Origin of the sequence: Salmonella sp. NW722 (assembly GCF_051702785.1) — a bacterium.
GTDB lineage: Bacteria > Pseudomonadota > Gammaproteobacteria > Enterobacterales > Enterobacteriaceae > Salmonella > Salmonella enterica.
In genome coordinates, this window is sequence record NZ_JAMMIN010000003.1 from 46274 (window position 1) to 72150 (window position 25877).

The following is a 25877-nucleotide window of genomic DNA, read 5'->3' on the forward strand; positions in this document are numbered from 1 at the left end:
CTATGCCCCCAAAACTGACTTATCGCGAGTAAATCTATGAAAATCGGCATCATTGGCGCAATGGAAGAAGAAGTTACGCTGCTGCGTGACAAAATTGACAACCGTCAGACGATTACGCTGGGCGGCTGCGAAATTTACACTGGCCAGTTGAACGGCACCGAAGTGGCGTTGCTGAAATCCGGTATCGGTAAAGTCGCGGCGGCGCTGGGCGCAACGTTGCTTCTGGAGCACTGCAAGCCGGACGTGATCATCAATACCGGTTCCGCAGGCGGTCTGGCGTCCACGCTGAAGGTCGGCGATATCGTCGTCTCTGACGAAGCGCGTTACCACGACGCTGATGTGACCGCTTTCGGCTATGAATACGGGCAATTACCGGGCTGTCCGGCCGGATTTAAGGCCGATGACAAACTGATCGCCGCCGCGGAATCCTGCATCAGGGAGTTGAATCTGAACGCGGTACGCGGCCTTATTGTTAGCGGCGACGCGTTTATTAACGGCTCCGTCGGGCTGGCGAAAATTCGGCATAACTTCCCCGACGCGGTCGCCGTAGAGATGGAAGCCACCGCTATCGCCCACGTCTGCTATAACTTCAACGTGCCGTTCGTGGTGGTACGCGCTATTTCTGACGTGGCCGATCAGCAATCGCACCTCAGCTTTGACGAATTCCTCGCGGTGGCGGCGAAACAGTCGACTCTGATGGTCGAAACGCTGGTACAGAAACTGGCGCATGGCTAAGCAAATGTTCAGGGCGCTGGTCGCCCTGCTGCTTACGCTCCCGGTGTGGCTTTACGCTGCGCCGCGCGTAATTACCCTCTCTCCCGCCAATACGGAGCTCGCTTTTGCCGCCGGGATTACGCCCGTTGGCGTCAGCAGCTATTCCGACTACCCGCCCGAAGCGCAAAAAATAGAACAGGTCTCTACCTGGCAGGGAATGAATCTGGAACGCATTGTGGCACTGAAGCCGGATCTGGTCGTCGCCTGGCGCGGCGGTAATGCGGAACGCCAGGTAAACCAACTGACGTCATTAGGTATTAAGGTCATGTGGGTGGACGCGGTAACCATCGAACAGATCGCCGACACGCTCCGTCAACTGGCCGCCTGGAGCCCGCAGCCGGAAAAGGCTCAGCAGGCAGCGCAGACATTGCTAAACGAGTACGCCGCGCTCAACGCCGAGTATGCCGGTAAAGCTAAAAAGCGCGTCTTTCTTCAGTTTGGCATGAATCCTCTGTTTACCAGCGGTAAAGGGTCTATTCAACATCAGGTTTTGACGACCTGCGGCGGAGAAAACGTCTTTGCTGACAGCCGCGTGCCGTGGCCGCAAGTAAGCCGTGAACAGGTGCTGGCAAGGCATCCCCAGGCCATTATCGTGGCCGGAAAAGCGGGCGAAATTCTCAAAATTGAACAATACTGGGGAAACCTGTTAAAAATTCCGGTTATTCCGCTTAACAGCGACTGGTTTGAACGCGCAAGCCCGCGTATTATCCTCGCCGCAAAACAACTCTGTAATGCGCTTTCACAGGTGAATTAGAGCCTGTCTTACCAGGCTCCCAGTGGGGATTCGACAATGCTCGTCTATTGGCTGGATATTGTAGGCACGGCTGTATTTGCTATCTCTGGCGTGTTGCTGGCCGGGAAATTACGTATGGACCCGTTCGGCGTCCTGGTGCTCGGCGTCGTTACTGCCGTCGGCGGCGGGACAATCCGCGATATGGCGCTGGATAACGGCCCGGTATTCTGGGTTAAAGATCCTACCGATCTGGTCGTCGCCATGGTCACCAGTATGCTGACCATCCTGCTGGTTCGCCAGCCAAGACGTCTGCCGAAATGGATGTTGCCGGTACTGGATGCGGTCGGGCTGGCGGTATTTGTCGGCATTGGGGTGAATAAAGCCTTCCTCGCTGAAACGGGGCCATTAGTGGCTGTCTGTATGGGCGTGATTACCGGCGTCGGCGGCGGGATTATTCGCGATGTTCTGGCACGCGAGATCCCCATGATCCTACGCACCGAAATCTATGCCACGGCCTGTATTATCGGCGGGATTGTTCACGCTACCGCGTTTTATACGTTTTCAGTACCGCTGGAAAGCGCCAGCATGATGGGTATGGTCGTCACGCTGTTCATTCGCCTGGCGGCCATTCGCTGGCATTTGAAATTGCCGACGTTTGCCCTGGATGAAAACGGACGTTGATATTGTTTTGCCCGATGGCGCTACGCTTATCGGGCCTACAGGAAAGATGTTGTAGGCCGGATAAGACGCTCGCGTCGCCATCCGGCACAACGAACAGCAATCAAATGCTGAAGGAAGAGCCACACCCGCAGGTACTTTTCGCATTCGGGTTGGTTACAATGAAGCGGGAACCTTCCAGACCTTCGGTATAATCTACCGAACCACCCACCAGATACTGCAAACTCATCGGGTCAACCACCAGGCCAACGCCCTGTTTTTCGATGGTCATATCCCCTTCGTTAACCTGATCGTCAAAGGTAAAACCATACTGGAAGCCGCTGCAACCACCGCCGGTGATATACACGCGCAGTTTCAGATTCGGGTTATCTTCGTCAGCGATAAGACTTTTTACTTTATTCGCTGCTGCGTCGGTAAACTGCAGCGGCAGCGCTACGTCATCACTCATATTTTGCTCCAAACGACATCGGTAATTGGATAAATTTTCACCCAATATTGGCAGTCATTATCTAATACCCTGGTAATTCGTTCAAGTATTCTCGCCCGCAGGCGCATTCTGGTTTTTCGCCGCCTGTTCCGCATCCTGCTTCGCCAGAGTGCGCGCCAGGATGGTTGAGTATAACGGTTTCCCGCCCAAAAACTGGGCTAATAGTGTCGCGCCAAGACAGGTGATAATCATTGGCAAAATGAGCTGGTAGTTATCGGTCATCTCCAGCACCAGCACAATCCCCGTCAGCGGGGCGCGCACCGACGCCGCCATCAGCGCCCCCATCCCGGCAATCGCAAAGGTACCGGCCTCCAGGTGATACTGCGGGAAAAGCACTGCCGCCGCCATACCGAAGGCCGTACCAAGCAGCGTTCCCAACGCCAGCATCGGGGCGAAAATGCCCCCCGGCGCGCCGGAAGAAAAGCAAAGCAGCGTTGTGACCACCCGGGTAATAAAGATGAACAGCAGTAGCCCGACGCTAAAATTACCTGCCGCGGCGATAGGAATAAGGTTAAATCCGCCGCCTGCCGCTTCCGGCTCAATCAACCCCAGAATACCGCACAGGCCGCCGATCGCGCCGCCCATTAGCACCCATTTTTTAATTTCGCCGCCATGAAAGCGCTGAAACATATCCTGGGTACGCAGCACCAGCGAATTAAATACCGGCCCGACGCAGCCAAAAATAATACCGAGGATAAGGTATAACCACAGCGTGTTAACCGGCGCATCAGACAGTTTGCCGACTTCAATAATCGGCGCTTCGCCGTTAAATATGCGGAACACAATGCTCGACATGATGACGCCGGTAAACACCGCTTTAATCGAAATCAGGTTGTAGCGAAACTGCGGGCGCATCTCTTCAATAATAAACAGGATACCCGCCAGCGGCGCGTTAAACGCCGCAGAGAGCCCCGCCGCCGCGCCGGTCGCCAGCAACGTATGCCGCGCTTCGGCGCTGCGCATACGAAAAACATCCAGCACCATGCGCCCCAGGTTGCCCCCGATTTGCACCGTTGGCCCTTCGCGCCCTAATACCATTCCTGCGCCCAACGTTCCCATCCCGCCGATAAACTTCACCGGCAACACGCGCCACCAGCGCACCGGACGTAGCTCCTCCAGCGCGCCTTCAATTTCCGGGATACCCGAACCGCCGGCTTCCGGCGCAAATTTTCGCACCAAAAAGTAGCCGACCATCGCCAGTAACGCCGAAAGGATAAAGGCCAGCGGCCAAAGCAAAAACGCATGGTCCGCGACCTGAACCAGCGCGCCAATGCGCATGTTTTGTACCCAAGAAACCGCCTTTTCAAAGGCGACGCCAACCAGTCCGGTAAGCGTGCCGACAACGGCCGCCATGAACAGGATGGCCAGCGGCGTTTTATCCCGCTGCATTAACCGGCGAATCTGATCTCTGCGCCGTAAACGCACAATTTGCTGAGCTAAAAAGGTGGAAGTGTCTGTTTTCATCAGAAGATCATTAATTGGTAATACAAATCTAAAGTCGGCATTCTACTCGCCAACGCCGCGAAAATCCCCTGCAAATCGTATTGTTTCAAATGCGTAAAACTTTCATAACCTTCTCTGAATAACTTAGAATAGCGGGTATTCACTTTTTCTACGAACCAGGAATCTTTCCATGAGTAAGTCTGAAAATCTCTATAGCGCGGCCCGCGAGCTGATCCCCGGCGGCGTGAACTCCCCTGTTCGCGCCTTCACTGGCGTGGGCGGCACCCCGCTGTTTATCGAAAAAGCGGACGGCGCGTATCTTTATGATGTCGATGGCAAAGCGTATATCGACTATGTCGGTTCCTGGGGGCCAATGGTACTGGGGCATAACCATCCGGCTATCCGCAATGCGGTGATCGAAGCTGCGGAGCGCGGTTTAAGCTTCGGCGCGCCAACCGAAATGGAAGTGAAAATGGCGGAACTGGTCACCAACCTGGTGCCGACCATGGACATGGTGCGCATGGTGAACTCCGGCACCGAAGCGACCATGAGCGCTATTCGCCTGGCGCGTGGTTTTACTGGCCGCGATAAGATTATCAAATTCGAAGGCTGCTACCACGGCCACGCAGACTGTCTGCTGGTCAAAGCCGGTTCTGGCGCGCTGACGCTCGGTCAGCCAAACTCGCCGGGCGTGCCGGCAGATTTCGCGAAACATACGCTGACCTGCACTTATAACGATCTGGCGTCAGTGCGCGCGGCGTTTGAACAATATCCGCAGGAAATCGCCTGTATCATCGTCGAACCCGTGGCGGGCAATATGAACTGCGTCCCGCCGCTGCCGGAATTCCTGCCGGGCCTGCGCGCCTTGTGCGATGAGTTCGGCGCGCTGCTGATTATCGACGAAGTGATGACCGGTTTTCGCGTAGCGCTGGCCGGAGCCCAGGATTACTACGGCGTCGTGCCGGACCTGACCTGTCTGGGTAAAATCATCGGCGGCGGGATGCCGGTAGGCGCGTTTGGCGGTCGTCGCGATGTAATGGATGCGCTGGCGCCGACGGGCCCGGTTTACCAGGCTGGCACCCTTTCCGGCAACCCGATTGCGATGGCGGCCGGTTTCGCCTGCCTGAATGAAGTCGCCCAGCCCGGCATTCATGAAACGCTGGATGAGCTCACCACCCGCCTGGCGGAAGGGCTGTGCGAAGCGGCGCAGGAGGCGGGGATCCCACTGGTCGTTAACCATGTCGGCGGCATGTTCGGGATTTTCTTCACCGACGCTGAGAGCGTAACCTGCTATCAGGACGTGATGGCGTGCGACGTGGAACGCTTTAAGCGTTTCTTCCACCTGATGCTGGAGGAAGGCGTGTATCTGGCGCCATCGGCGTTTGAGGCGGGCTTTATGTCGGTCGCACACAGCATGGACGACATTAATAATACTATTGACGCCGCGCGTCGGGTGTTTGCGAAATTGTAAAAGAGAACGTCCAAAAACAACGTAGGCCGGGTAAGGCGAAGCCGCCACCCGGCTTTTTATTGGTTCATCGCAGGTTAGCCTGAACCGCACCAGACACCCTAAAGCTCATCAATAATATACTGGAAGCTACAGGTCGACGTGAACTGCCCGGAGCCAATGTTGCTGGTGTTCACCGCCACATTAATGTCATGAAGTTCAACATCGGTTATCGGATGATCAACGGCGCTGGTCGTGACGCTCGACTGGTCGCAGCCCAACACATTGAGCGTAATACCCGATGAGACAAAACGGCAATAAGCGCCACGGTCGTCAAATTTGCTGCCATCGCAAAGTTTTCCGCCCTCCATCAAATAGGTATGTAACGTGCGATTCACCGTGCCACCGGTGGCATCAAGCATGAGGGTTGTTTTCTGTTTCGAAACGTTCGCATCCCAGGAGATATCAAAAGTATCAACGGGAACTTTCGGGCAAACTGAGCTGCGCGTATCCGGCGGGGAATACTTTTCGTTAGTGATAAAAGCGGTAGCAACGATATGGCTCGACGCCAGCCAGGGGCAACCATAATCATCGCTTTGTACTGTAATCTCCAGGGTAAAAGAGCCACACCCCCTCCAGTTCGAGGGAAGATTCTTGCACGCAGATCGCGAAACAGTGTTATCAAAATCCTTCAATACAACCTTCGGCGCAGGTTCTGGCCCAGACCAGGAGTCTGCGGTTAGCGTTTCTCCTTTACGATGTCCCGAAAGGTTCCAGGAGCCATAGTACACCCCCTCCGGAGTCGCTATCGTCACCTCCGCCACAATAGATTTGTCGCTATTAGGGCCAATACCATAATACATCGTGGTGCTTGAAAATGTCGCTTTCAGCATGGGTCCCGCCGCTATTGAACGGCAACAAACGACCGCCAACAGTAAAAATAAAATCTGTATGTTTCTCATCATAAATACTCAAAGGTAACCAGTGCGCTTGCGAAGAACGTTCCCGGAACCAGATCTTCGCCAGGAAGGCGTTGTACCCAGGCATTCAGGCTTAGCGCGTTATTCCCCGTCACCAGCGTGAATATCGCACCCTCTTCATCGTTCATGCCCACGGGAACGCCGGATAGCGTTTCAATACCAATCCCGATCCCGGAAGCGCCTGAGTGGCTATCGATGGCCAGGATACCGCGCATTCCGGTCGCTTCTGTTCCAGTGAAAGTCACCTGCACCCCGTTACTCAGCGCCGAATCGCAATCCGTGAGCTCAAACACCAGAGGCTTACGAGCAGACTGGCCGTCGGGAGTGAAATCAGAACTGTCAAGCGACGAAAAATCGACTTCGGCAATCCCCGTCCCCTGCATCGTGAGCGTGCAAGGACTGGCCACCAGGCTACCGGAAAAATGCAGGTTATCTGCCGCTGAGACCGGCAATATCAGCGCCCCACAGAGGATGCAGGCCGCGCCGTGTAATAACGCCTGTCTTTTAGCCATTACTGATAATCCACCTGTAATGTTGCCGTCGCATCGAAGCCGCCTTCTTTCAGCGAAGCACCGCTCTTTTTAACCGGTATGGCTTTCAGAACAGGTATCGATTGTTCATTCACCGTAATGGTGGACCCCAACGTAAAGGGTTGGTCGTTCTGCCTGAGTTCAATCCCCAGTCCCGCCACGCTGGTGTTTACCGCCGCCGGATTAAAATCACTCACGGAACCGCTTAGCGTCAGGGTCATCGCCATCGTCTCATCGCGCACCGTTGAATCACAGGTGATCTCATACGGAACATTCTGCGCATAACGCGTACCATCTATTTTATTAATCAGCAGGTTACCGAACTCAACGTCGATCGTCTGATCATTGTTAATCGTACAATTCGGCGGTGAAATTAATGTGCCGTGAAACTTAAGATTATCGGCTGCCTGTGCGGCAAGGCTGCCCCCCATTAACATCGTCAAAACTATTTTTTTCATTGGTAATCCACCACCAACGTGGCGCCTGCGTTAAACGCGCCACCTGTTAACGTTACGCCATTATTTTTGACGGGAATTGCCTCAATGGCCGGACCGCTGCCGCCGCTGTATTGAAATGACAACCATTGCGTATTGCCGGGTGAAATCAGCGCGCCATCCGTGGCGGTTTGCAGACGGATACCCAATCCATCGACATCGGTTTGCAATACCGACTCGCCATTGATAGTCACCGCATTCCCCTGAATCTGTAACTTCAGGTAATCGCTCACTCTGCCGTTACAGCTCAGGCGATAGCCCACCGCCTGCCGGTAATTCACCCCGTCCACTTTCGTCGTCAACACATTGCCAAATTCCACCTCACCGCCGGTCACAGTACAGGGCGGCGCGGCATTAACGACTATCGTCAGCGTCATGTTGACCGTCTTACTTCCTGCTGCCAGCGGCATACTGACCGCACTCAGCATGGCCGCACACGTTACCGTGCCCAGCCGTAACCGCCATTGCCTCATCTTGCGTCTCCTTGTCGGTTACGACTTTCTGCTTTTTGCTTCATCTACCGCACAACTATTGTCAGTACAGTTAAAAATCAGCGGTAACCGCGCGCCATAATCGTTGACGTAAGTCAGCACAGGCGAGTGACCTAATTCACTGGCGTCCCCTCCCAGCGTCACGTTGCTTTTTGGTGCAATCACTAAAGGGCTAAAGCCTCTGGCTGGTGTGCCGTCCATGCGGTTGCTGGCGTTGCTTAACACCACGTAGTAACCGGTCGGATTGCTCACCTGATAGCCATTGCCCTGACGCTGAAGGGTGATCTTGTATTGCCAGGGATGCTGCATATCGATTTTCGATAGCGCCTGCGGGCGGTAAAAAACTTTGATGCGCGTTTGCAGGGCAATTTGCAGCGTATTGGGCTTGTCGCTTTGCGGCGGAATTTCGCGCACGTTGTAATAAAAAAGGGTTTCCCGATCCTTGGGGAGCGACGCCAGCGCCGGCATCCCCTGAATTTTGACCTGTCCGATTGCCGACGGCTCAATGCGCTGGACCGGTGGGACGACGATTAAAGGCGAGGTGATTTTGACGCCCTTCTCATCTTCCACCCAGGACTGCGCCAGATAGGGCAGTTTGCTGTTGGCGTTTTTCAGATCGACGCTTATCGATTTATCTTCGCCGCGAAACACCAGGCGGGTGCGATCGGGCGCGATGGCGGCCTGAGCGCTACCGTAGCCGCCCAGCAAAAGCAGCAAAACAGCGGCCAGGTTATAACGTTTTAATGGCATCATGAATGCGATTTCCTGAATCAATGTGTTGGATAACGAGAAGAGAGCGCTTCGGGTTGCGTTGAAGACGTCCGCCGCTGCGTATGAAGCTGGAGTAATGGTTTCTCTGCAGGCTGCGTTGCCTCAGGTGATGAAGCGTCGCCGATGCACGGCAGCAGCAGGCCGCTAAACAGATCGCCCGGCAGCGGATCGGGCAACGCCGCTTCACACTGCGTTTTACCTTCCCATGTCACCTGCAACCGCTCGCCGGGGTTAATGCCTATCAGATAAACGCTGCCGTCTTCACCTACGATCCCTAACTGTTGCTGGCGACTGTTGTAAACCTCCGCGCCGAAGGGCGGCGTGCCGCCATCGCGCAGGCGGATACTGGCCATGGCTTTTTTACCGCTGAGCACCTCCATGCGGCGATAACCGATCGCCCCTTCCGTCAGGGTCGCCTGAGCAATGGAGAGGGTTGCTTCCGCGTCTTCCGGCAACTGGGTAATGTCGATTTTCACCTGGTTGCGGTAGTAGTCGTTGACGTCGACAATGACGGCTTTACCAAACGCGTTGGTATATACCGGCGTGCTGTAGCCGGAGATGGGTACGTTCGCTTCATCGCCGACATCCACCATCAGCCGCGAGCCGCCGTTGACGCTGGTGCGGTGCAGCGCCCCGCCTTTAGCAGTCAGCGTCGCGCCGCCCTGGATGTTCAGCCCGCCGGAGGTATAGTCGCCTTCCTGATAGTTCGCACTGACGTCAATGTCGGCATAGCTCGCTTGATGACGGTAATAGCCGTCAAGAGTCGCGCCGTTATCCGCGCGGCCAGCGTTGATCTGGTAGTTATTGCGATCGTCAATGCGCTCGTAATAGCCGACCTGATTGCTGTTGTTGTCATCGCTAAAGGAGCCGTTGTAGCTCAGCGTGCGGTTGTTGCCCCACGGAATACTCAGCGAGACGTACACGCCGTCATCACGTTCATTGTCATATTCGTTGCGAAAACCGTTCACCGACAGACTGATCCCGCGCACCTCGCCGACATCGAAATAGTGCGACAGCGTCAGGTTATAGCTGTCCTGGTTGGGTTGGTTCCAGTAGGTGCGATGGGTGTAGTTGATATAGGCGTTGACGTTTATTGCCGAAAAGTTCTGGCTGTACGTCAGGGTATACATCTCTTTATCGTGGCCGGTGCGCTGACGATCGTTATCGTCATTATGCGTATCGATAAACTCGTCCATCGTCATGTAGTTTTCTTCGGAAAAGCGATAACCAGCAAACGTCAGACGGCTGTCTATATCATCAAAATCTTTAGCGTAGCTGGCACGGAACGAGTTACCCTGAATGGTGCCGTCGCCGTAGGCGCTACCCTCTGGCAGCGTCGCACGGGAATGGGTGACATCGACGGAAAACGCGCCCAGCAGCGCCAGATCGCGCCCCAGTCCTAACGCCAGCGCCTGATAATCCTGCTCGCCGATGGCGCCGCCGTACAGCGACCAGCCGTTAGCGATCCCCCAGGAGGCTTCGGCTGAGGTGAAAAAGCCGCCTTCCATATTGTGATCCCAGTCCTGCGGTCGCCCGGCTGCCAACTTGTAGCGCACCTGGCCGGGACGGGTCAGAAACGGAATGGAGGCGGTGCTGACGTCATATTCCTGCACCTGACCGCTTTGTTCTTCAATTTTGACGTGTAGATCGCCGGATACCGTTTCATTAATATCCTGAATGCGAAACGGCCCTGCCGGGACCTGCGACTCATAAATCACCCGCCCGCGCTGGGTCACGGTGACTTTGGCGTTGGTGCGCGCCACGCCTGATATATCCGGGGCGTAGCCGCGCAGATTAGGCGGTAACATCTGATCGTCGGTAATAAGGCTGCCGCCAACATAGTTAAAGCCGTCGAAAATATCGGATTCCAGCGATCCTTCGCCCAGCGTTAGCTGTGCCCGGAGCTGCGGGATCGCCCGCCAGGCGTAATAGCGGTTCCAGTCCCAGTTCTGTTCGGAACTGGAGCCAAAGTTGTCTTTATCTTCGCTGTCATTTTCGTGACGATAGTTAGCCTGCCAGTCCGCGCGCAAACGCCACGCGCCGAGGTTGGCACCCACCGTGCCGTTGCCGCTGATGTCATATTCATCGCCATCATCATGTTCAGCATGTCGCCACTGGCTGTTAACGTTGTAGTCAAATAACACGCCGGGAATCCCTTCATCCCAGCGGGAAGGTGGATCCCACTCTTCATCGCTGTATTCCAGATACGCCTGCGGAATAATCACCGTCAGCGTTGACTGGCTTAAATCCGTTTGGGTTTCCATCCCTTCCAGTTGATCTGGTTGCAGACACTGACCGGCATTTATCCAGATCATTTTATCTGCTATTTCAGGTTTTAACCCCAGCAGCGATACCAGTTCAGGCGATAAACAGGGATATGTATTATCAGGATCGTTATTATCAACGGAATACGTAATAATATTATCCTGGGCAATTTGACTCTGATTGACCAGCACCTGGAGATGATAGCTCCCCGGCATAATGTAGCCTTTACGGGAAAAACGGGAGAGATCCAGGCTGGCATCATCTTTAACATCAAGAAATCGGGTATTAAATTGAATGGGCGCTTCCGCATAGCTATTTTCCGGACCGACAGCCAGAACAATACCCACCACGGCCGCAAGCGTGCTCAGACGAAATTTTTTATAGTGAGCCATCAGACAATCTATCCCTGAAATATATAATCTATTTTTTTACTTTGAGCATTATCCTGCGGCAGACTGCCGCAGGATGATATTTCACTTACAGATAGCTGATCGTGAAGTTTACGGTGCTGCTGAATTCGCCGGTATCGATAGTGGTGGCAGCGGAATCGCCTTTCACCCAGGCTTTGAAGTTAAGAGTCTGTTTCGCCGCCGCAACGCTGCCGTTCATCGTCAGGTTTTCGCTGTAAGCGTCGCCCAATTTGATCGCAGAACCCAGGTGGTTGCCGATAACAATGCTGGAACCCGCCATTTCGCCGCCGCCGATACGCATCAGCGCAACGCTGCCCGGATTAGCGCTGGATTCGTTACCGATGGCAGAGAAAACGGTAGACGCTTCTTTCTCAGTGGTGAATGCGCAGTTTTCCAGACCGATATGGAAATCGACTTTTGAAGATTCTTTACCGCCCATCAGAGAACCGGTACCGATATGGCCCAGGTTAACGGTCTGGTGTTCGTCGCCAACCACGATTGAACACGGTGAATCTTCAATAGTACCGGTAAAAGTAACCGTACCAGTATTACTGCCCGCAGCATTGGCAAAGCTGGAAACACCCATAACCAGTGCGGCAGCAACCGCAGCTTTTACTGCTGTATTCATTTTTCATCCTTATTAAAAGTTGGTGAGTATTTTTACGCTATTCACATGGAGCTATACTCAATACCCCATGTTTATATGGGTAGATATATATTATATGACGAGTTATGAAATTCCCGATGCAACATTCAAAAGAAGCAAACAACACGTTAATAAATAACATCCCTTAGGCGCGGCAAAGTATTTTCCATTAAAACCCCAAAGACAAGCGTTTTTTATTTAAAGGATCATCAGCATTAAATAATAAATATTTTTTACCGTTCAAAAAACAAACAAAGCAAGCAAGACGGGAGAGCCGAAAAAACAATAAACATGTCAAAATGAATAAAAAAAGATCAGAATTACAGTACTGAGTATATAGCAATGATGCATAAGATTTATTTTTGGTATAAATTCCATTAAAAAAATCAAAAAATGCTAAGTTACATTTTTTTTGTTTACTCGTGGCAATTAATTTATTTTAATAGAGTTGTTTTTTATTACTTCGATAAAAAAACAATATTTTATTATCGAAGTTTTATAATGAAAACTTATTATTAAATTAAAATTGATTTACGGGATGCATTAAAGATGCGGCATCCACATCTTAATATTTAAAAAGGCTTAATACCGAAACCGGTAATTCTTATTATTGGATAGATCATGCCGCAATTTATCATCAACGTTTCGGGCCTGGATATGTTGAAATTAGTCACCCTGTTCAGGAGACAGCGGCGCGCCACTGAAATAGCACATGACTTATCGATACAGAAATAACACCTGCTTCTTGCTGAACATACAAGCAGAGTTCCCTCGATAAAACGTGACAGGACAGCTTTCGCACGCTGATAGCGTTCAGCGATTTTTAGGTCTACAAAATATTGCCACAACATATTGATATTGTGTAATTTGTAGGTCGGGTTGAGCATGGCTGCCACCCGACATAAATGTGGCACAGCTTTTTTTACCGACTCTGTTTACGTAGCAAATAGATAAAGTACGGCGCGCCAATAAAGCTTGAAAGCAGTCCCGCCGGGATCTGATACGGAAATAGCGCCATCCTGCCGCACCAGTCGGCAAAGACCAGTAAAACGCCCCCTGCCAGCGCCGAGATGACCATATGCGGCATCGTCCGGCGAAAACCGAGCATCCGCGCAATATGCGGCGCCATCAGTCCAACGAAACTCAGCGGCCCAATGGTCATCGTCGCGGTTGCCGTCAAACAAGCCGCCAGCGCCAGCAGCGCGATACGCGACGGCGTAAGCGCCATGCCCACCGCGCGCGCAGCATCGCCGCCCAGAGGCAAAATCGTTAACCAGCGGCGACACAACGGCACAATTGCCAGCAAAATTACCATCACGATCGCGGTTCGCGTAACCTGCCCGCCAGTGGCGTTATAGGTAGATCCTGCGATCCAGGTCAATACTTCCGCCATCCGCGGGTCGCCGCTCGCCTGGAGCATCATTAGCAGCATGGTAAACGCGGTGCTGAGCGCCATCCCCGCCAGCAACATCCGTTGCGGCGAGAAACCGCCGCGCCCGGCGGCTATCATAATAATCAACAGTGTCGCCGCCGCGCCCAGGCTTCCGGCGGGCAGTAGCCAACCGAAGGCATTCCCCGGCACCAAAAACAGCATCAACACCACGCCAAACGCGGCTCCGGAACTGATCCCCAGCACTTCCGGACTGGCCATTGGATTACCGGTCAGACGCTGAATAATGCAGCCCGCCACCGCCAGCATGACGCCCGCCATTAACGCCGCCAGTATCCGCGGCCAGCGCCACGGCATCAGTTCTTCAAGCAGCGTTCCGCTCGCCCACGTCCAGCCGTGCGCGTCGCGACCAAAAGAGAGCGCGACCCATGTTGCCAGCAGCAGGAGCGCGCCACCGGCAACGGCAAAAGCGAGGACATGCCGACGCTCCGCCGCCACACGATCGCTGGCGTTCATATCCGGCGCGCTCATGCTTTTAAGCCGCGGCAGCAGCCACAGGAGCAGCGGCGCGCCGATTAGCGCCGTCACTGAACCGGTGGAGACCTCCATCCATACGCGGGTGAGCCAAAGGATAATCTGATCGGATAGCCATAAAATAAGCGCCCCAATGAGCGGCGCCAGCATCAGGCGCGCCAGCAGACGTCTTGCGCCAAGCATTTTCGCCAGCAGCGGCGCAAACAGGCCGATAAAACCGATAATGCCCACCGCGTTGACCAGCAGCGCGCTCAACACAATCGCCAACGACAGCGCCGCCAGACGCGCTAACGACAGCGCCAGACCCAGATTACGCGCAACGCCGTCATCCAGCCCCATCAGCGTCATCGGACGTAGCAACAATAATGTGAGCATCACACCGCCCAGCAACTGCGGCCACAGACGCTGCACGCCGCTCCAGTCGGTTTGCGTTAGCGTTCCGGTGCTCCATAAAAACATGCTTTGCAACTGATCGTGGTGGAAAATCACCAGTAACTGGTTGATTGCGCCACAATAGAGGCTGACCACCAGCCCGGCGAGGATTAGGGTTACCGGCGACAGACGTTTGCCCCACGCCACGCCGAACACCAGCGCGCCGACAATGCAGGCTCCCGTCAGGGCGGCAAACTGTGTGGTCAGCGCGCCGGGAATCGCCCATAGCGTAGTCACCGTGATCCCCAATTGCGCGCCGGTCGCCACGCCCAGCGTGGTCGGTTCCGCCAGCGGGTTACGCAATACTTGCTGGAACAGGACGCCTACCAGCCCAAGCCCCGCGCCCACCAGTAGCGAAATCGCCAGTCTTGGCAGCAGGCTGTAATGAAAAATCATCTGCTCAATGATGTCGATATCCGGTGACCAGATAGCCTGTTGCCACTGGCTGCGCGGTAGCGCAACGGAGAAGTTAACCCATGTCAGCCAGCAGGCGGCAACAAACAGCGCCAATAACAGCAACGCCGGATGGCGGCTTCGCCTTATCCGGCCTACAAAGCACCCGAACCGTAGGTCGGATAAGACGCTTTTCGCGCCGCCATCCGGCATTTCACGTTTTCTGCTCACGCTTTGCCTCCCAACACGTTATTCAGGATGCGGACAAAATGCATCGTGGAGAGGGTCGCGCCATAGAACCAAACGGCGGGCACCCGATGAAAACGCCCGGCGCGGACAAACGGCATGGCCTGCCACAGCGGCGTTGCCATCAGCGCGTTCATATCGGTGCTATTCCCGTGATCGAAGCAGATCACATCCGCTTCTTTATACATCGCCAGCCGATCGATGCTAACCGCCGTACTGCCCCAAAAGTTGGTTTCACCCTGCCAGGCATTGACAATGCCATACTCGTCCAGCACCTCCTGGAACAGGCAATTCGGGCCGAGCACCAGCATATGCCGCGGATCGATAAGCGTCGTCATCAGTAACGGACGCCCCCCGCGGCGGATAAAATGCGGCTTCTGGCTGGCGATGAAGCGATCGTATTGCGCCAGATGTTTTTCTGCCGCAGCTTCCAGATTCAGCGTCTGCGCCAGTTCAACCAGCGAGCGTCGGGCTACCGCCAGCGGCTTTTTGCCGTCGCTAAAATCGAACCCGCGCCCCGGCGCGATCCGCGCCAGTTTCTCCGGCGAGGGTCCGTACCCTGCCGACCAGACCATAAACGACGGCTTCATCTCCGTCAGTAGTTCGAGATTGGGTTCAGTGCGAAGACCCACATCAATCACCGAATCCGGCAACGGCGGTTCGCTAACCCACAGCTTATAATTTGGCACGTCCGCCACGCCATAAGGCGTAATACCGAGCGCCAGCAGCAGCTCAACCGGCAGCCACTCCAGCGCCACAATCCGGCGGGGATCGATAGCGGCAGCCTGCGCCGTATTCATTTGCCACAGCAGCGGCGAGAGCGCCATCGCCGTTAATAAACGGCGGCGAGTAAGAGGATATAAATCACGCATTAATACACAAAACTCACAGGTGCGGCGCCCGCCGGATGCGGAAGGATACCCATCGGGATACCGTAAATCTTCTCCAGCGTTTCACTGCGCATCAGTTCCGCAGGCGTTCCTTGCGCAATCATTTCACCGCCGCGTAGCGCGACTAAATAATCACAGTAGCGGGCCGCCATGTTGATATCGTGCAGCACCGCAACCACCGTCAGCCCGCGCTGCTGGCTTAAGCGATGCACCAGCGCCAGCACGTCAACCTGATGGGCGATATCCAGCGCTGACGTCGGCTCATCCAGCAGCAAACAACGGCTGTCCTGCGCGACCAGCATGGCAATCCACGCGCGCTGGCGCTCGCCGCCGGAAAGGCTGTCTACCAGACGATGCGCCAGCGGTTTTAAGCCGACCAGCGTAATCGCCTCTTCTACTTTTTCCCGGTCCGCGACGCCAAAGCGTCCCAGCGCGCCGTGCCACGGATAGCGGCCAATCGCCACCAGTTCGCGCACCGTCATTCCTTCCGCCTGCGGCAATTGTTGAGGCAGATAGGCAACTTTGCGGGCAAACGCCTTGCTGCTCCAGCTCGCCAGCGGCTGATTGTCGAGCAGAATATCCCCTTCGGAAGGCAGCTGATGGCGGCCCAGCATTTTTAACAGCGTGGATTTACCGGAACCATTATGGCCAATAAGTCCGGTGACGCGACCTGCGGGAAACGTTAACGAGAGGGGGTGTAAAAGCGTGCGGCCCGGCACACGAAAGGCGACGCTTCGCAGCGCAAAGGTGGTATCGGAATGAATGTGGTTTTCCTGCATCGCAGCCAACTTGTAAAACGGGCACGGCAAGCCGTGCCCAAAAAGAAATTAGAAACGGAAGGTTGCCGTTGCAACGACCTGACGTTCTGCGCCCCAGAAACAGCCGTAGGTCTGGAAGCAGCTGGCGACGTATTCGCGGTCGAGCAGATTATTAACGTTAACCGCAATGCTGGAGCCCGCCATACCAAAACGCGCCAGATCGTACTTGACGACCGCATCCATCACCGCTGCGCTGCCTACCTTGAAGCTATTGGCCGGATCGCCGTAACTGGAACCAATAAAACGACCGCCTGTTCCCAGCGTTAAACCTGACAACGGACCATCGTTGAAGGTGTAATCGCCCCACAACGACGCCATGTGTTCAGGCACCTGCTCTGGCGTATTCCCTTTCAGGTTAGTGTCTTTCGTGTATTCAGCATCAGTATAAGTGTAAGACGCCGTCATATTGATGTTAGCCGTCAATGCTGCTTTGGCTTCCAGCTCTACACCTCGCGCACGAATTTCGCCTGCCGGCACCTGCGCTAATGGGTTGGTTGGATCGGCGGTCAGGTTATTGGTTTTGGTCAGCTGATAAACGGCCCCCGTAACAACAACCGGCATGTCTTTCGGTACATATTTCACCCCTGCTTCATATTGCTCGCCTTTTGACGGCTTGTAAGAAACGCGTGGGGTGCTCCACAAATCGAAGGCGCTTGGCTCGAAAGATTGGCTATAGCTGAAGTAAGGTGAAATTCCATTATCGAATACGTAGTTTACGCCACCGCGCCAGGTGAACTGGTGGTCATTACGTTCAATATATCCTTCTGTCGGTGTAGTGGAATTCTGACGCACCGTTGTCGCTTGTTTAGACCAGTCATAACGGCCGCCGAGAGTAAATACCCACTTATTCCATTCCGCCTGATCCTGAACATAAAGGCCTGTTTGTTTACTTTCGTTCATCTGGTACGGCTCAGCGCCGCCGAAAGCAAAGTATTCAGGATGGTAATTGTTATAGAGATCGATTGACGGCGCGCTACCAAACGTCGCGTTAATATCATTACGCATACGCATGAAATCGACACCCGTCAACAACGTATGATCAATATTGCCGGTCGCGAATTTACTTTCCAGTTGTGTATCTACGCTGAAATTCTGTAAACGCTCGTTGTCAACGATAGTACCGCGGTTAAGCGTATGGCCGTCCGCCGCAATCCCCGTGCCATAGACGCTTTTTTGCGCGGTTTTCATTTCGACAAAACGTAAATTCTGGCGCACGGTAAAAGTGTCGTTGAAGCCATGCTCGAAACTGTATCCCACCATTTTCTCGTTACGAGAATAGGTGTTGTTTGACGCCCCTTCGTTGAAATCCGTTGGCAGACGTTTACCATTCGGTAACGGTTCAACCGTTCCCTCTTTCGGCAGCCAGCCGTAGTAGCCGGTCTCTGGTTCGTTCTGGAAATAAGAAAGGAACGTAAAATTCGTTTTCTCATCAGGACGCCAGGTAAAAGAGGGCGCAATCGCATAGCGCTGCGACTCAGAACTCTTTTGCTGCTCATTTGTCGAACGCGCCAGCCCCGTCAGACGATATGAGAACTCACCGTTGTCATCCAGAGAATCACTAAAATCAAAACCGGTCTGGAACAAATTGTCCGTCCCCATTTTGAATTGAATTTCTTTCAGCGGCTCAGTAGTCGGCCGCTTGCTAACCATCGAAATGATACCGCCCGGGTTGCTCTTACCATAGAGAACGGACGTTGGGCCACGCATCAACTCAACACGCTCAAGCATGTAGGGATCAATAACCGCATCGTTGTAGAAGTTCCCCTGCAATTTCAGGCCATCCAGATAGTTATTCTGGCTCAGGCCGACGGAAGAGAAGCCACGGATAATCACGAAGTCATAGGTATTGGAAGCGCCGCGACTGCTTACCGTTACGCCCGGCGTGTAACCCAACGCTTCTTTTACTGACTGGAATTGATGCATCTGCATCTCTTCGTTAGTGACCACCGAAACCGACTGTGGCGTTTTTTCGATAGGTGTATCAGTTTTGGTGGTAGTGGCGGAACGCTTCGCGGCGATGGTCGGAGCCGGTCCCCAGGCACTTTCCTGCGCGGCAGGCGCTGCGGTTACGGTAATGGTTTCTTCTTTCGGTTGAACCGCCGCCTGTGCATAGACAGACATGCCGCTAACCGCTGTGGCTACTACAACTGCGATTTTACGCAGTGAAGAGTTTGGCTGAGCAGTTTTAAGACGCGCCATTGGTATATCTCTGATGAAAGTGAATGATAACGTAAACGATAATTATTATTATAACCGCAGCATGATAGGCGAAATATCGTCGCAATGGCAAGCGATACGCGGCCCTACGAAAACTAAGGGGTTAAGAAATAACCAGATGAAAAGGAAGGGTTAATAAATTAGACTGAAATGTTATTTATAGGGGATTTGCCGGATGGCGACGTAAGCGTCTTATTCGGCCTACGTCGCACATAATGGGGTCGTAACGGTGTAGACCGGGTAAGCACAGCGCCACCCGGCACTATTACCGTGATTAATTGCCGCCGAACATCTCCTTAATCCAGCCGGCAACGCCGTCGCTCTTCTCTTCTTTCGGCGGCTGTTGCTGCGCAGGCTGCTGCGGCTGAGACGACTGATCGAACGGATTGCCTGACGGCTGCTGTTGCTGCTGCATCATCTCGCCCTGCTGGCACAGCGTATTTGGATCGTCCGTCCAGACCGGCAGAGTGCGCATACCGCCGCTACAGACAAAATTACCGTCGTAATCAACGCCCATATCCACCACATCTTCCGGCGGCGTCAGAACTAAAGGCGTCGGCGTCTGGTTCGCCAGATAGCGCTGGTAAATCGCCATCGCGCCGCTGGCGCCGTACAATTTCGTCGGCTGGTTGTTATCACGGCCTACCCAGGTGATAGTCACCTGGCTGCCGTCGATACCGGCAAACCAGGTATCGACATTGTTGTTTGTCGTCCCGGTTTTACCCGCCAGATGCAGACCTGGATATTTCGCGCCAAGCTGACGCCCCGTACCACGCTGGACGACCTGCTGCATTGTCCAGAGCGTCAGGTAAGCCGCCTGTGCCGGTACGGCGCGTTCAGCTTGCGGATAACTTTGGTACAGCACCTTACCATCTTCCGCAATAACCGAACGCAGCGCTGATAACGGCGCGCGATTTCCGCCGCTGGCGATAGTCTGGAACGCCTGCGCCACTTCGATCGGCGTCAGGTTCAGCGCTCCTAACAGCATCGCCGGAACCGGATTGAGCTGATCTTTCGGCACGCCGAGCTTCGTCCAGGTATCGGTTACCGCCGGTAGACCTAACGCCATCCCCAGATTGACCGTCGGTACGTTCATTGAGCGAGTTAACGCATCCACCAGCATCACTTTCCCGCTTTCGCTGTAGCGACGATCGTCGTTCTGCGGCGACCAGACCTGACCATTCGGCTGGCGCAGAGAAATCGGCGCATCGGCAATCCAGGTGTTCAGACGGTATAAGTTCGGCTGACTTAACGCGGTCAGATAGGTCGCCGGTTTCGCCAGCGACCCGATGGAACGGCGCGCCTGCATGGCACGGTTATAGCCGGCATACTGCGGCTCCGCCCCGCCAACCATCGCGCGCACCTCGCCGCTAAAGCGATCCACCACCACCATCGCAGTTTCCAGATCGCTCAATTTACGCTGCTTCTTCAACGCCGGAATGCCTTCGACAACGGCTTTTTCTGCGGCATCCTGCGCCACGGAGTCAAAGGTGGTGAAGATCTTCACGCCGGAAAGATCTTTAATTTTATCCCCCAGCTTCGCCTGCAGTTCCTGGCGAACCATCTGCATAAACGCTGGCTGCGGTGAAATAACGCCGCCGCGCGGCTGTACGCCAAGCGGACGCGCGCTCAGCATGTCATAGAGTTCCTGATCGATGATTTTCTGCTGCTGTAACAGGCGTAACACCAGGTTACGACGCTCCAGCGCCAGTTTCGGGTTGCGCCACGGGTTATAAATCGACGCCCCTTTTACCATCCCCACCAGTAACGCCTGCTGATCGAGGCTCAGTTCCTCTACCGGACGACCAAAGTAATACAGGCTCGCCAGCGGAAAACCGCGAATTTCATTGTCCCCGCTTTGACCGAGGTAGACCTCGTTCATGTACAGCTCAAGAATACGATCTTTACTGTAACGGGCATCCATGATCAGCGCCATGTAGGCTTCATTCGCTTTACGCCAGTATGATCTTTCGCTGGAGAGGAACAGGTTCTTCACCAGCTGCTGGGTCAGCGTACTGGCCCCCTGCACCGTGCGTCCCGCCGTCAGGTTGGCCAGCACCGCACGCCCGATAGAGTAAAGACTAATGCCATCATGCTCATAGAAATGACGGTCTTCCGTCGCCAACAGCGTATCGACCAGCAGATCCGGGAAACCGCTGCGCGGGACGAATAAACGCTGCTCGCCATTTGGCGAAGAAAGCATGGTGATAAGCCGCGGATCGAGACGGAAGAAGCCAAACTGGCGGTTGTTATCCAGATTGACGATGGTTTCCAGACGCCCGTCACTGAATGTCAGCCGCGCGCGCACCTGCCCTTCTTTGCTGTCCGGGAAGTCAAACGGACGACGGATCATCTCAATGCTATTGGCCTGCACGGTAAATTCGCCGGGACGGGTCATCTTCGTCACCAGACGATACTGCGTCGCTTCCAGCAATTTCACCATCTCGTTTTTGCTGACAGGCATGTCTGGCTCAAGGTTCACCATCCGACCATATACCGCCGCCGGAAGCTGCCAGACCTTGCCATCGATACGGCTGCGGATTTTTTGATCCAGATAGACGCCGTAAATGGCGAATAGCACCACAAAAACGATAAACAGTTTTAGCAATAGCCACAGCCAGCCGCGCTTGCCACGAGGCTTACGCCCTTTGCCCTTACCTTTACGCGGCATCGGTTCTTCATCCTCATAGTCATCATCATAATCGTCGTCATGCTGCCGACGACGGCTCACCTTTTGTTTCACAGGACGTGACGGTTTCCCCTTACGTCCAATCGGCTCGCGGTCATTCCCCGCCATGCTTTTTCTCCGCAACATACAGGCGCAAAGGCCCGATTCTCTATTCTTCCGCCAGACGACAGAAGAAGAAATCTCTCAATTTACCCTTTTGCCGGATGGCGATTAACGCCTTATCCGGCCTCGAGGCAACGTATAACACGTCACGAATACTTCTTCGTGCGCCGCGTTGGGGCCGTATTCGCCGGATCGTCCGGCCAGACATGTTTGGGGTAACGGCCCTTCATCTCTTTTTGCACTTCGCGATACGCCCCCTGCCAGAAAGCGCTTAAATCGCGCGTAATCTGTAGCGGTCGCTGCGCAGGCGAAAGCAGTTCCAGCACCAGCGGCACGCGGCCCTGAGCGATGGTTGGGGTCTTCGCTTCGCCGAACATTTCCTGCATTCTGACCGCCAGAGCGGGCGGGTTATCTTCATGATAACGAATCGTTATTCGGCTTCCCGTCGGCACAGTGTAATGCCCAGGCAGTTCACTATCCAGACGTTGCAGCATGGCATAGTCAAGCAGTCCCCGTAACGCCTGAGTCACATTCAGAGATTTCAGACTCCGTAACGACTGTACGCCTGTCATGTGCGGCAGCAACCAGTTTTCCAGAGTCGCCAGCAGCGACGCCTCATCCACGGCAGGCCAGTCATATTCCGGCAGCCATTTCGCCGCACAGTGTAGACGCAGACGGAACTGCTCCGCTTCCGGCGTCCAGTTAAGGACGGCCAGACCTTTATCGCGGATGCCGTTCAGCATCGCCTGATGAAGCTCCTCTTCAGACGGCTTCGCCAGTGGCTGAACGTTAACCGTCAACTGTCCAATACGCATTCTGCGCCACGCTTTCAACGTTCCCTGCGCTTCGTCCCATTCAACCGTGTCAGACTGGCGCAGTAAATCAGGACACGCCTGAATCAGCGAGGCGATATCCAGCGGCTGCGCCAACAATATTCGGGCGTCCGGCGAGGCGCTACCTTGCAGCAACAGCGGCGCGATCAGCCATTCATGACGTCCCAACGCGTCATCCGCATCTAACATCGCGCCCATACCATTGGCTAACTGATAGCGCCCTTCCTGACCACGACGCCGCGCGATGCGGTCGCTAAACGCTCTGGCCAACAGCGGCATAATAAGCGCGCTATCCGGCTCGCCATTACGCACCTGCAGCCGTTTTAAAAGCTGCTGGCTACGCTGCTGCCAGCCCGGCTGTCGCCGCGAAAATAGCACGCTTAAATCCGTACCGCCGCCGCGCGGCGGGTCCTCAAGGATGGCCGCGAGCATGGCGGCGGTGGCGGCGCTGTCGCCCTCGTCGGCGTTGACTAACATCGCCGCCAGGCGCGGATCGTTACCCATTGCCGCCATTTTCCGCCCCCGCGCGCTTAATCGCTCGCCCTCCAGCGCGCCTAACATCAATAATAAACGGCGGGCGGCCTGAAGATTCACCTCCGGCGGCCTGTCCAGCCAGAAAAGCGATGCCGGATCGTGACATCCCCACTGCAACACCTCCATCAATAAACCGGAAAGGTCGCTGTGTAAGATTTCCGGATCGCTTTGCGCCGCCGCCCGCTCCGCCTGTTCTTTGGCCAGCAGATGTAAACAGATACCCGGCGCCAGTCGTCCGGCGCGCCCCGCGCGCTGCGTCATTGATGCCTGACTGATACGCTGCGTAACCAGCCGCGTCAGTCCCGTTCGCGCGTCAAATCGCGCCACGCGCTCCTGAGCGCTATCGACAACCAGACGAATCCCTTCAATCGTCAAACTGGTTTCGGCAATGTTAGTCGCCAACACCACTTTACACATCCCGGCGGGGGCGGGAACAATCGCTTTGCGTTGCGCCTCCAGAGACAATGCGCCATACAGCGGACAAAGCAGGACATCGCTCCCTACCCGCGACGCCAGATGTTCATGAACGCGCTGTATTTCGCCTACACCGGGTAAAAATAGCAGCAGCGAACCGTTTTCATTGCGCAGCAGTTCCGCTGTCGCCATCGCGACGGCTTCATCAAAACGCAAATGCGCCGCAAGCGGCTGATAACGTCGCTCCACGGGAAACGCGCGCCCCTCCGAGACGATCGTCGGCGCATCAGGCAGTCGCTGACAAAGCCTGTCGTTATCCAGCGTCGCTGACATGATTAACAGCCTGAGATCGTCACGGAGCCCTTGCTGGATATCCAGCAACAGCGCCAACGCTAAATCCGCCTGTAAACTGCGCTCATGAAATTCATCCAGTATCACCAGCCCCACGCCGCGTAATTCGGGATCGCGCTGAATCATTCTGGTCAATACGCCTTCGGTCACCACTTCCAGCCGGGTACGCGGCCCCACGCAGCTTTGCGCGCGCATCCGGTAACCTACCGTTTCGCCAGGCTTTTCATTCAACGCTTCCGCCAGACGCTGGGCGACATTACGCGCCGCCAGACGACGCGGTTCAAGCAGGAGAATTTTTCCAGCAACCGGCCCCTGTTGCAGGAGTTGCAACGGCAGCCAGGTGGATTTCCCCGCCCCGGTAGGCGCGGACAACAAAACCTGCGGCGCGGTTTTTAGGGCTGTCAACAATTCAGGCAATACGGCGGCAACGGGCAATGACGTCACAAACGGCTCCACGGGGTTAACTTTCTTTGCGCCGCATTGTAGCATCGTGTTAATCCATAACCGAGTATCCCTATGTCTGAGCCAAAACGGCTGTTTTTTACGATTGACTTACCCGACGACGCGCGCGCGCAAATTATCGCCTGGCGCGCCGCCCATTTTGCGTCTGAAGACGGACGCCCCGTGGCAGCGGCGAACCTGCACCTGACGCTGGCCTTTTTAGGCGACGTCAGTAACGATAAGCAGCGCGCGCTTGCGCAACTGGCCGGACGAATTCGCCAGCCGGGCTTTACGCTACATCTGGATGACGCCGGTCAGTGGCTGCGTTCACGTGTGGTGTGGCTGGGGATGCGCCAGCCGCCGCGCGGGTTGTTGCAGTTGGCTAATATGTTGCGCGCGCAGGCCGCCCGCAGCGGTTGTTACCAAAGCCCGCAGCCTTTTCACCCGCATATTACGCTGCTGCGCGACGCCAGCCATACGGTGGCTATCCCGCCGCCGGGCTTTTGCTGGTCATTTCCGGTCACGTCGTTTGCGCTTTACGCCTCTTCGTATGGGCAAGGCCGTACCCGCTATGCCGAGCTGCAGCGCTGGACGCTGGGCGAATAATAATGAAGGAATGTCGATGCTATTCTCCCCCCCTTTACAACGCGCTACGCTGATTCAGCGCTATAAACGTTTTTTAGCCGATGTGATCACCCCTGACGGTACGACGCTTACGCTGCACTGTCCTAATACCGGCGCGATGACCGGCTGCGCCACGCCTGGCGATACCGTCTGGTATTCGACATCAGAAAATACTAAACGCAAATATCCGCATACCTGGGAATTGACTGAAACGCAATCCGGCGCATTCATTTGCGTGAATACGCTGCGGGCGAACCAGCTAACGAAAGAAGCGATTCAGGAGAATCGCCTGCCGGCGCTGGCGGGGTACAATATTCTGAAAAGTGAAGTCAAATATGGCGCCGAGCGCAGCCGTATAGATTTTATGTTACAGGCAGATTTCCGCCCGGACTGCTATATTGAAGTGAAATCGGTCACGTTAGCGGAAAAAGAAAACGGTTATTTTCCCGACGCCATCACCGAACGAGGGCAAAAACATCTTCGGGAGTTGATGGGCGTTGCGGCGGCAGGTCATCGCGCGGTGGTGGTGTTCGCGGTGCTGCACTCCGCCATTACACGTTTTTCACCCGCACGTCATATCGATATAAAATACGCGCAGCTATTGAGCGAGGCTCAGAATAAAGGCGTGGAAGTTTTAGCTTATAAAGCAGAACTTTCAGCCCAAAAAATGGAACTGAACGAACCAGTACCCATAACGTTGTAGTGGAATAACAGCCTGATTATTAAGTATTCTGGCCGCGTGCGTAAATACGCTTTTCCTCACAGGGTTGTCAAGTGTTACGTTTAGATAATTGCTATCCGGAAAAGCATCTGCTATTTA

21 protein-coding genes are annotated in these 25877 nt (G+C 54.8%); 6 read left to right on the forward strand and 15 right to left on the reverse strand.

Features of this window, described 5'->3' with window-relative positions:
- Positions 1 to 36 precede the first annotated feature (36 nt).
- The 3 genes from mtnN to NA330_RS07995 are packed head-to-tail and all read left to right on the forward strand — an operon-like array spanning position 37 to position 2188.
- Positions 37 to 735 carry a 5'-methylthioadenosine/S-adenosylhomocysteine nucleosidase gene (mtnN, locus tag NA330_RS07985; RefSeq protein WP_000689822.1) on the forward strand — a complete coding sequence of 233 codons (699 nt, stop codon included), beginning with the start codon at positions 37 to 39 and terminating at the stop codon, positions 733 to 735.
- Positions 728 to 1528 carry a vitamin B12 ABC transporter substrate-binding protein BtuF gene (btuF, locus tag NA330_RS07990; protein ID WP_001118843.1) on the forward strand — a complete coding sequence of 267 codons (801 nt, stop codon included), beginning with the start codon at positions 728 to 730 and terminating at the stop codon, positions 1526 to 1528. The genes mtnN and btuF overlap by 8 nt, the downstream gene beginning before the upstream one ends.
- Before the next feature lie 36 nt (positions 1529 to 1564).
- A complete protein-coding gene (locus NA330_RS07995) occupies positions 1565 to 2188 on the forward strand; it encodes a TRIC cation channel family protein (protein ID WP_000964234.1) in 624 nt (207 codons plus the stop codon).
- A gap of 100 nt (positions 2189 to 2288) precedes the next feature.
- On the opposite strand, the gene erpA is transcribed toward NA330_RS07995, so the two are convergent.
- The gene (gene erpA, locus NA330_RS08000; RefSeq protein ID WP_001278668.1) at positions 2289 to 2633 is read right to left on the reverse strand and encodes an iron-sulfur cluster insertion protein ErpA; all 345 of its coding nucleotides are present in this window, start codon (positions 2631 to 2633) and stop codon (positions 2289 to 2291) included.
- Between the two features lie 81 nt (positions 2634 to 2714).
- The gene (gene clcA / locus NA330_RS08005) at positions 2715 to 4136 is read right to left on the reverse strand and encodes a H(+)/Cl(-) exchange transporter ClcA (protein ID WP_000845430.1); all 1422 of its coding nucleotides are present in this window, start codon (positions 4134 to 4136) and stop codon (positions 2715 to 2717) included.
- Positions 4137 to 4305: 169 nt separating this feature from the next.
- Here clcA and hemL point away from each other — a divergent pair, with 169 nt between their 5' ends.
- Positions 4306 to 5586, forward strand: coding sequence for a glutamate-1-semialdehyde 2,1-aminomutase (gene hemL / locus NA330_RS08010; protein ID WP_001602163.1), 1281 nt, complete (start codon positions 4306 to 4308; stop codon positions 5584 to 5586).
- 98 nt (positions 5587 to 5684) lie between these two features.
- On the opposite strand, the gene stfH is transcribed toward hemL, so the two are convergent.
- From stfH to hrpB, 13 genes are all read right to left on the reverse strand, one after another.
- Positions 5685 to 6524: a fimbrial adhesin StfH gene (stfH, locus tag NA330_RS08015; RefSeq protein WP_023241707.1), complete on the reverse strand. Its 840-nt coding sequence runs from the start codon at positions 6522 to 6524 to the stop codon at positions 5685 to 5687.
- Positions 6524 to 7054 carry a fimbrial protein gene (locus NA330_RS08020; protein WP_001129319.1) on the reverse strand — a complete coding sequence of 177 codons (531 nt, stop codon included), beginning with the start codon at positions 7052 to 7054 and terminating at the stop codon, positions 6524 to 6526. Before NA330_RS08020 ends, stfH begins: the two co-directional genes overlap by 1 nt.
- Entirely contained in the window at positions 7054 to 7530 is a 477-nt protein-coding gene (gene stfF, locus NA330_RS08025) for a fimbrial minor subunit StfF (protein WP_000725074.1), read from the reverse strand. The genes NA330_RS08020 and stfF overlap by 1 nt, the downstream gene beginning before the upstream one ends.
- A complete protein-coding gene (locus tag NA330_RS08030; RefSeq protein WP_001250313.1) occupies positions 7527 to 8039 on the reverse strand; it encodes a fimbrial protein in 513 nt (170 codons plus the stop codon). Before NA330_RS08030 ends, stfF begins: the two co-directional genes overlap by 4 nt.
- 18 nt (positions 8040 to 8057) lie before the next feature.
- Positions 8058 to 8810, reverse strand: coding sequence for a fimbrial chaperone StfD (gene stfD / locus NA330_RS08035; protein WP_000982721.1), 753 nt, complete (start codon positions 8808 to 8810; stop codon positions 8058 to 8060).
- Positions 8811 to 8827: 17 nt separating this feature from the next.
- On the reverse strand, positions 8828 to 11485 hold the full coding sequence (locus NA330_RS08040) for a fimbrial biogenesis outer membrane usher protein (protein ID WP_023241706.1): 2658 nt from the start codon (positions 11483 to 11485) through the stop codon (positions 8828 to 8830).
- Positions 11486 to 11570: 85 nt separating this feature from the next.
- Complete coding sequence (gene stfA, locus NA330_RS08045) at positions 11571 to 12131, reverse strand: fimbrial major subunit StfA (RefSeq protein WP_001090554.1); 561 nt, start codon at positions 12129 to 12131, stop codon at positions 11571 to 11573.
- Positions 12132 to 13071: 940 nt separating this feature from the next.
- Positions 13072 to 15111: a Fe(3+)-hydroxamate ABC transporter permease FhuB gene (gene fhuB / locus NA330_RS08050; RefSeq protein WP_095500916.1), complete on the reverse strand. Its 2040-nt coding sequence runs from the start codon at positions 15109 to 15111 to the stop codon at positions 13072 to 13074.
- A gap of 14 nt (positions 15112 to 15125) precedes the next feature.
- Positions 15126 to 16016, reverse strand: a complete 891-nt coding sequence (gene fhuD, locus NA330_RS08055; RefSeq protein ID WP_001205359.1) for a Fe(3+)-hydroxamate ABC transporter substrate-binding protein FhuD — start codon at positions 16014 to 16016, stop codon at positions 15126 to 15128.
- A complete protein-coding gene (fhuC, locus tag NA330_RS08060) occupies positions 16016 to 16813 on the reverse strand; it encodes a Fe3+-hydroxamate ABC transporter ATP-binding protein FhuC (RefSeq protein ID WP_023203640.1) in 798 nt (265 codons plus the stop codon). Before fhuC ends, fhuD begins: the two co-directional genes overlap by 1 nt.
- Before the next feature lie 48 nt (positions 16814 to 16861).
- Complete coding sequence (gene fhuA / locus NA330_RS08065; protein ID WP_000113221.1) at positions 16862 to 19051, reverse strand: ferrichrome porin FhuA; 2190 nt, start codon at positions 19049 to 19051, stop codon at positions 16862 to 16864.
- A 292-nt stretch (positions 19052 to 19343) separates the two neighbouring features.
- Positions 19344 to 21866, reverse strand: coding sequence for a bifunctional glycosyl transferase/transpeptidase (gene mrcB, locus NA330_RS08070; RefSeq protein ID WP_000918127.1), 2523 nt, complete (start codon positions 21864 to 21866; stop codon positions 19344 to 19346).
- A gap of 140 nt (positions 21867 to 22006) precedes the next feature.
- Entirely contained in the window at positions 22007 to 24436 is a 2430-nt protein-coding gene (gene hrpB, locus NA330_RS08075; RefSeq protein WP_023241704.1) for an ATP-dependent helicase HrpB, read from the reverse strand.
- 72 nt (positions 24437 to 24508) lie between these two features.
- Between hrpB and thpR the strand changes: the two genes are divergently transcribed.
- Both thpR and sfsA read left to right on the forward strand, forming a co-directional pair.
- The gene (thpR, locus tag NA330_RS08080) at positions 24509 to 25039 is read left to right on the forward strand and encodes an RNA 2',3'-cyclic phosphodiesterase (RefSeq protein WP_023241703.1); all 531 of its coding nucleotides are present in this window, start codon (positions 24509 to 24511) and stop codon (positions 25037 to 25039) included.
- 16 nt (positions 25040 to 25055) lie between these two features.
- Positions 25056 to 25760, forward strand: coding sequence for a DNA/RNA nuclease SfsA (sfsA, locus tag NA330_RS08085; protein ID WP_000899412.1), 705 nt, complete (start codon positions 25056 to 25058; stop codon positions 25758 to 25760).
- The last annotated feature ends 117 nt before the right edge of the window (positions 25761 to 25877 follow it).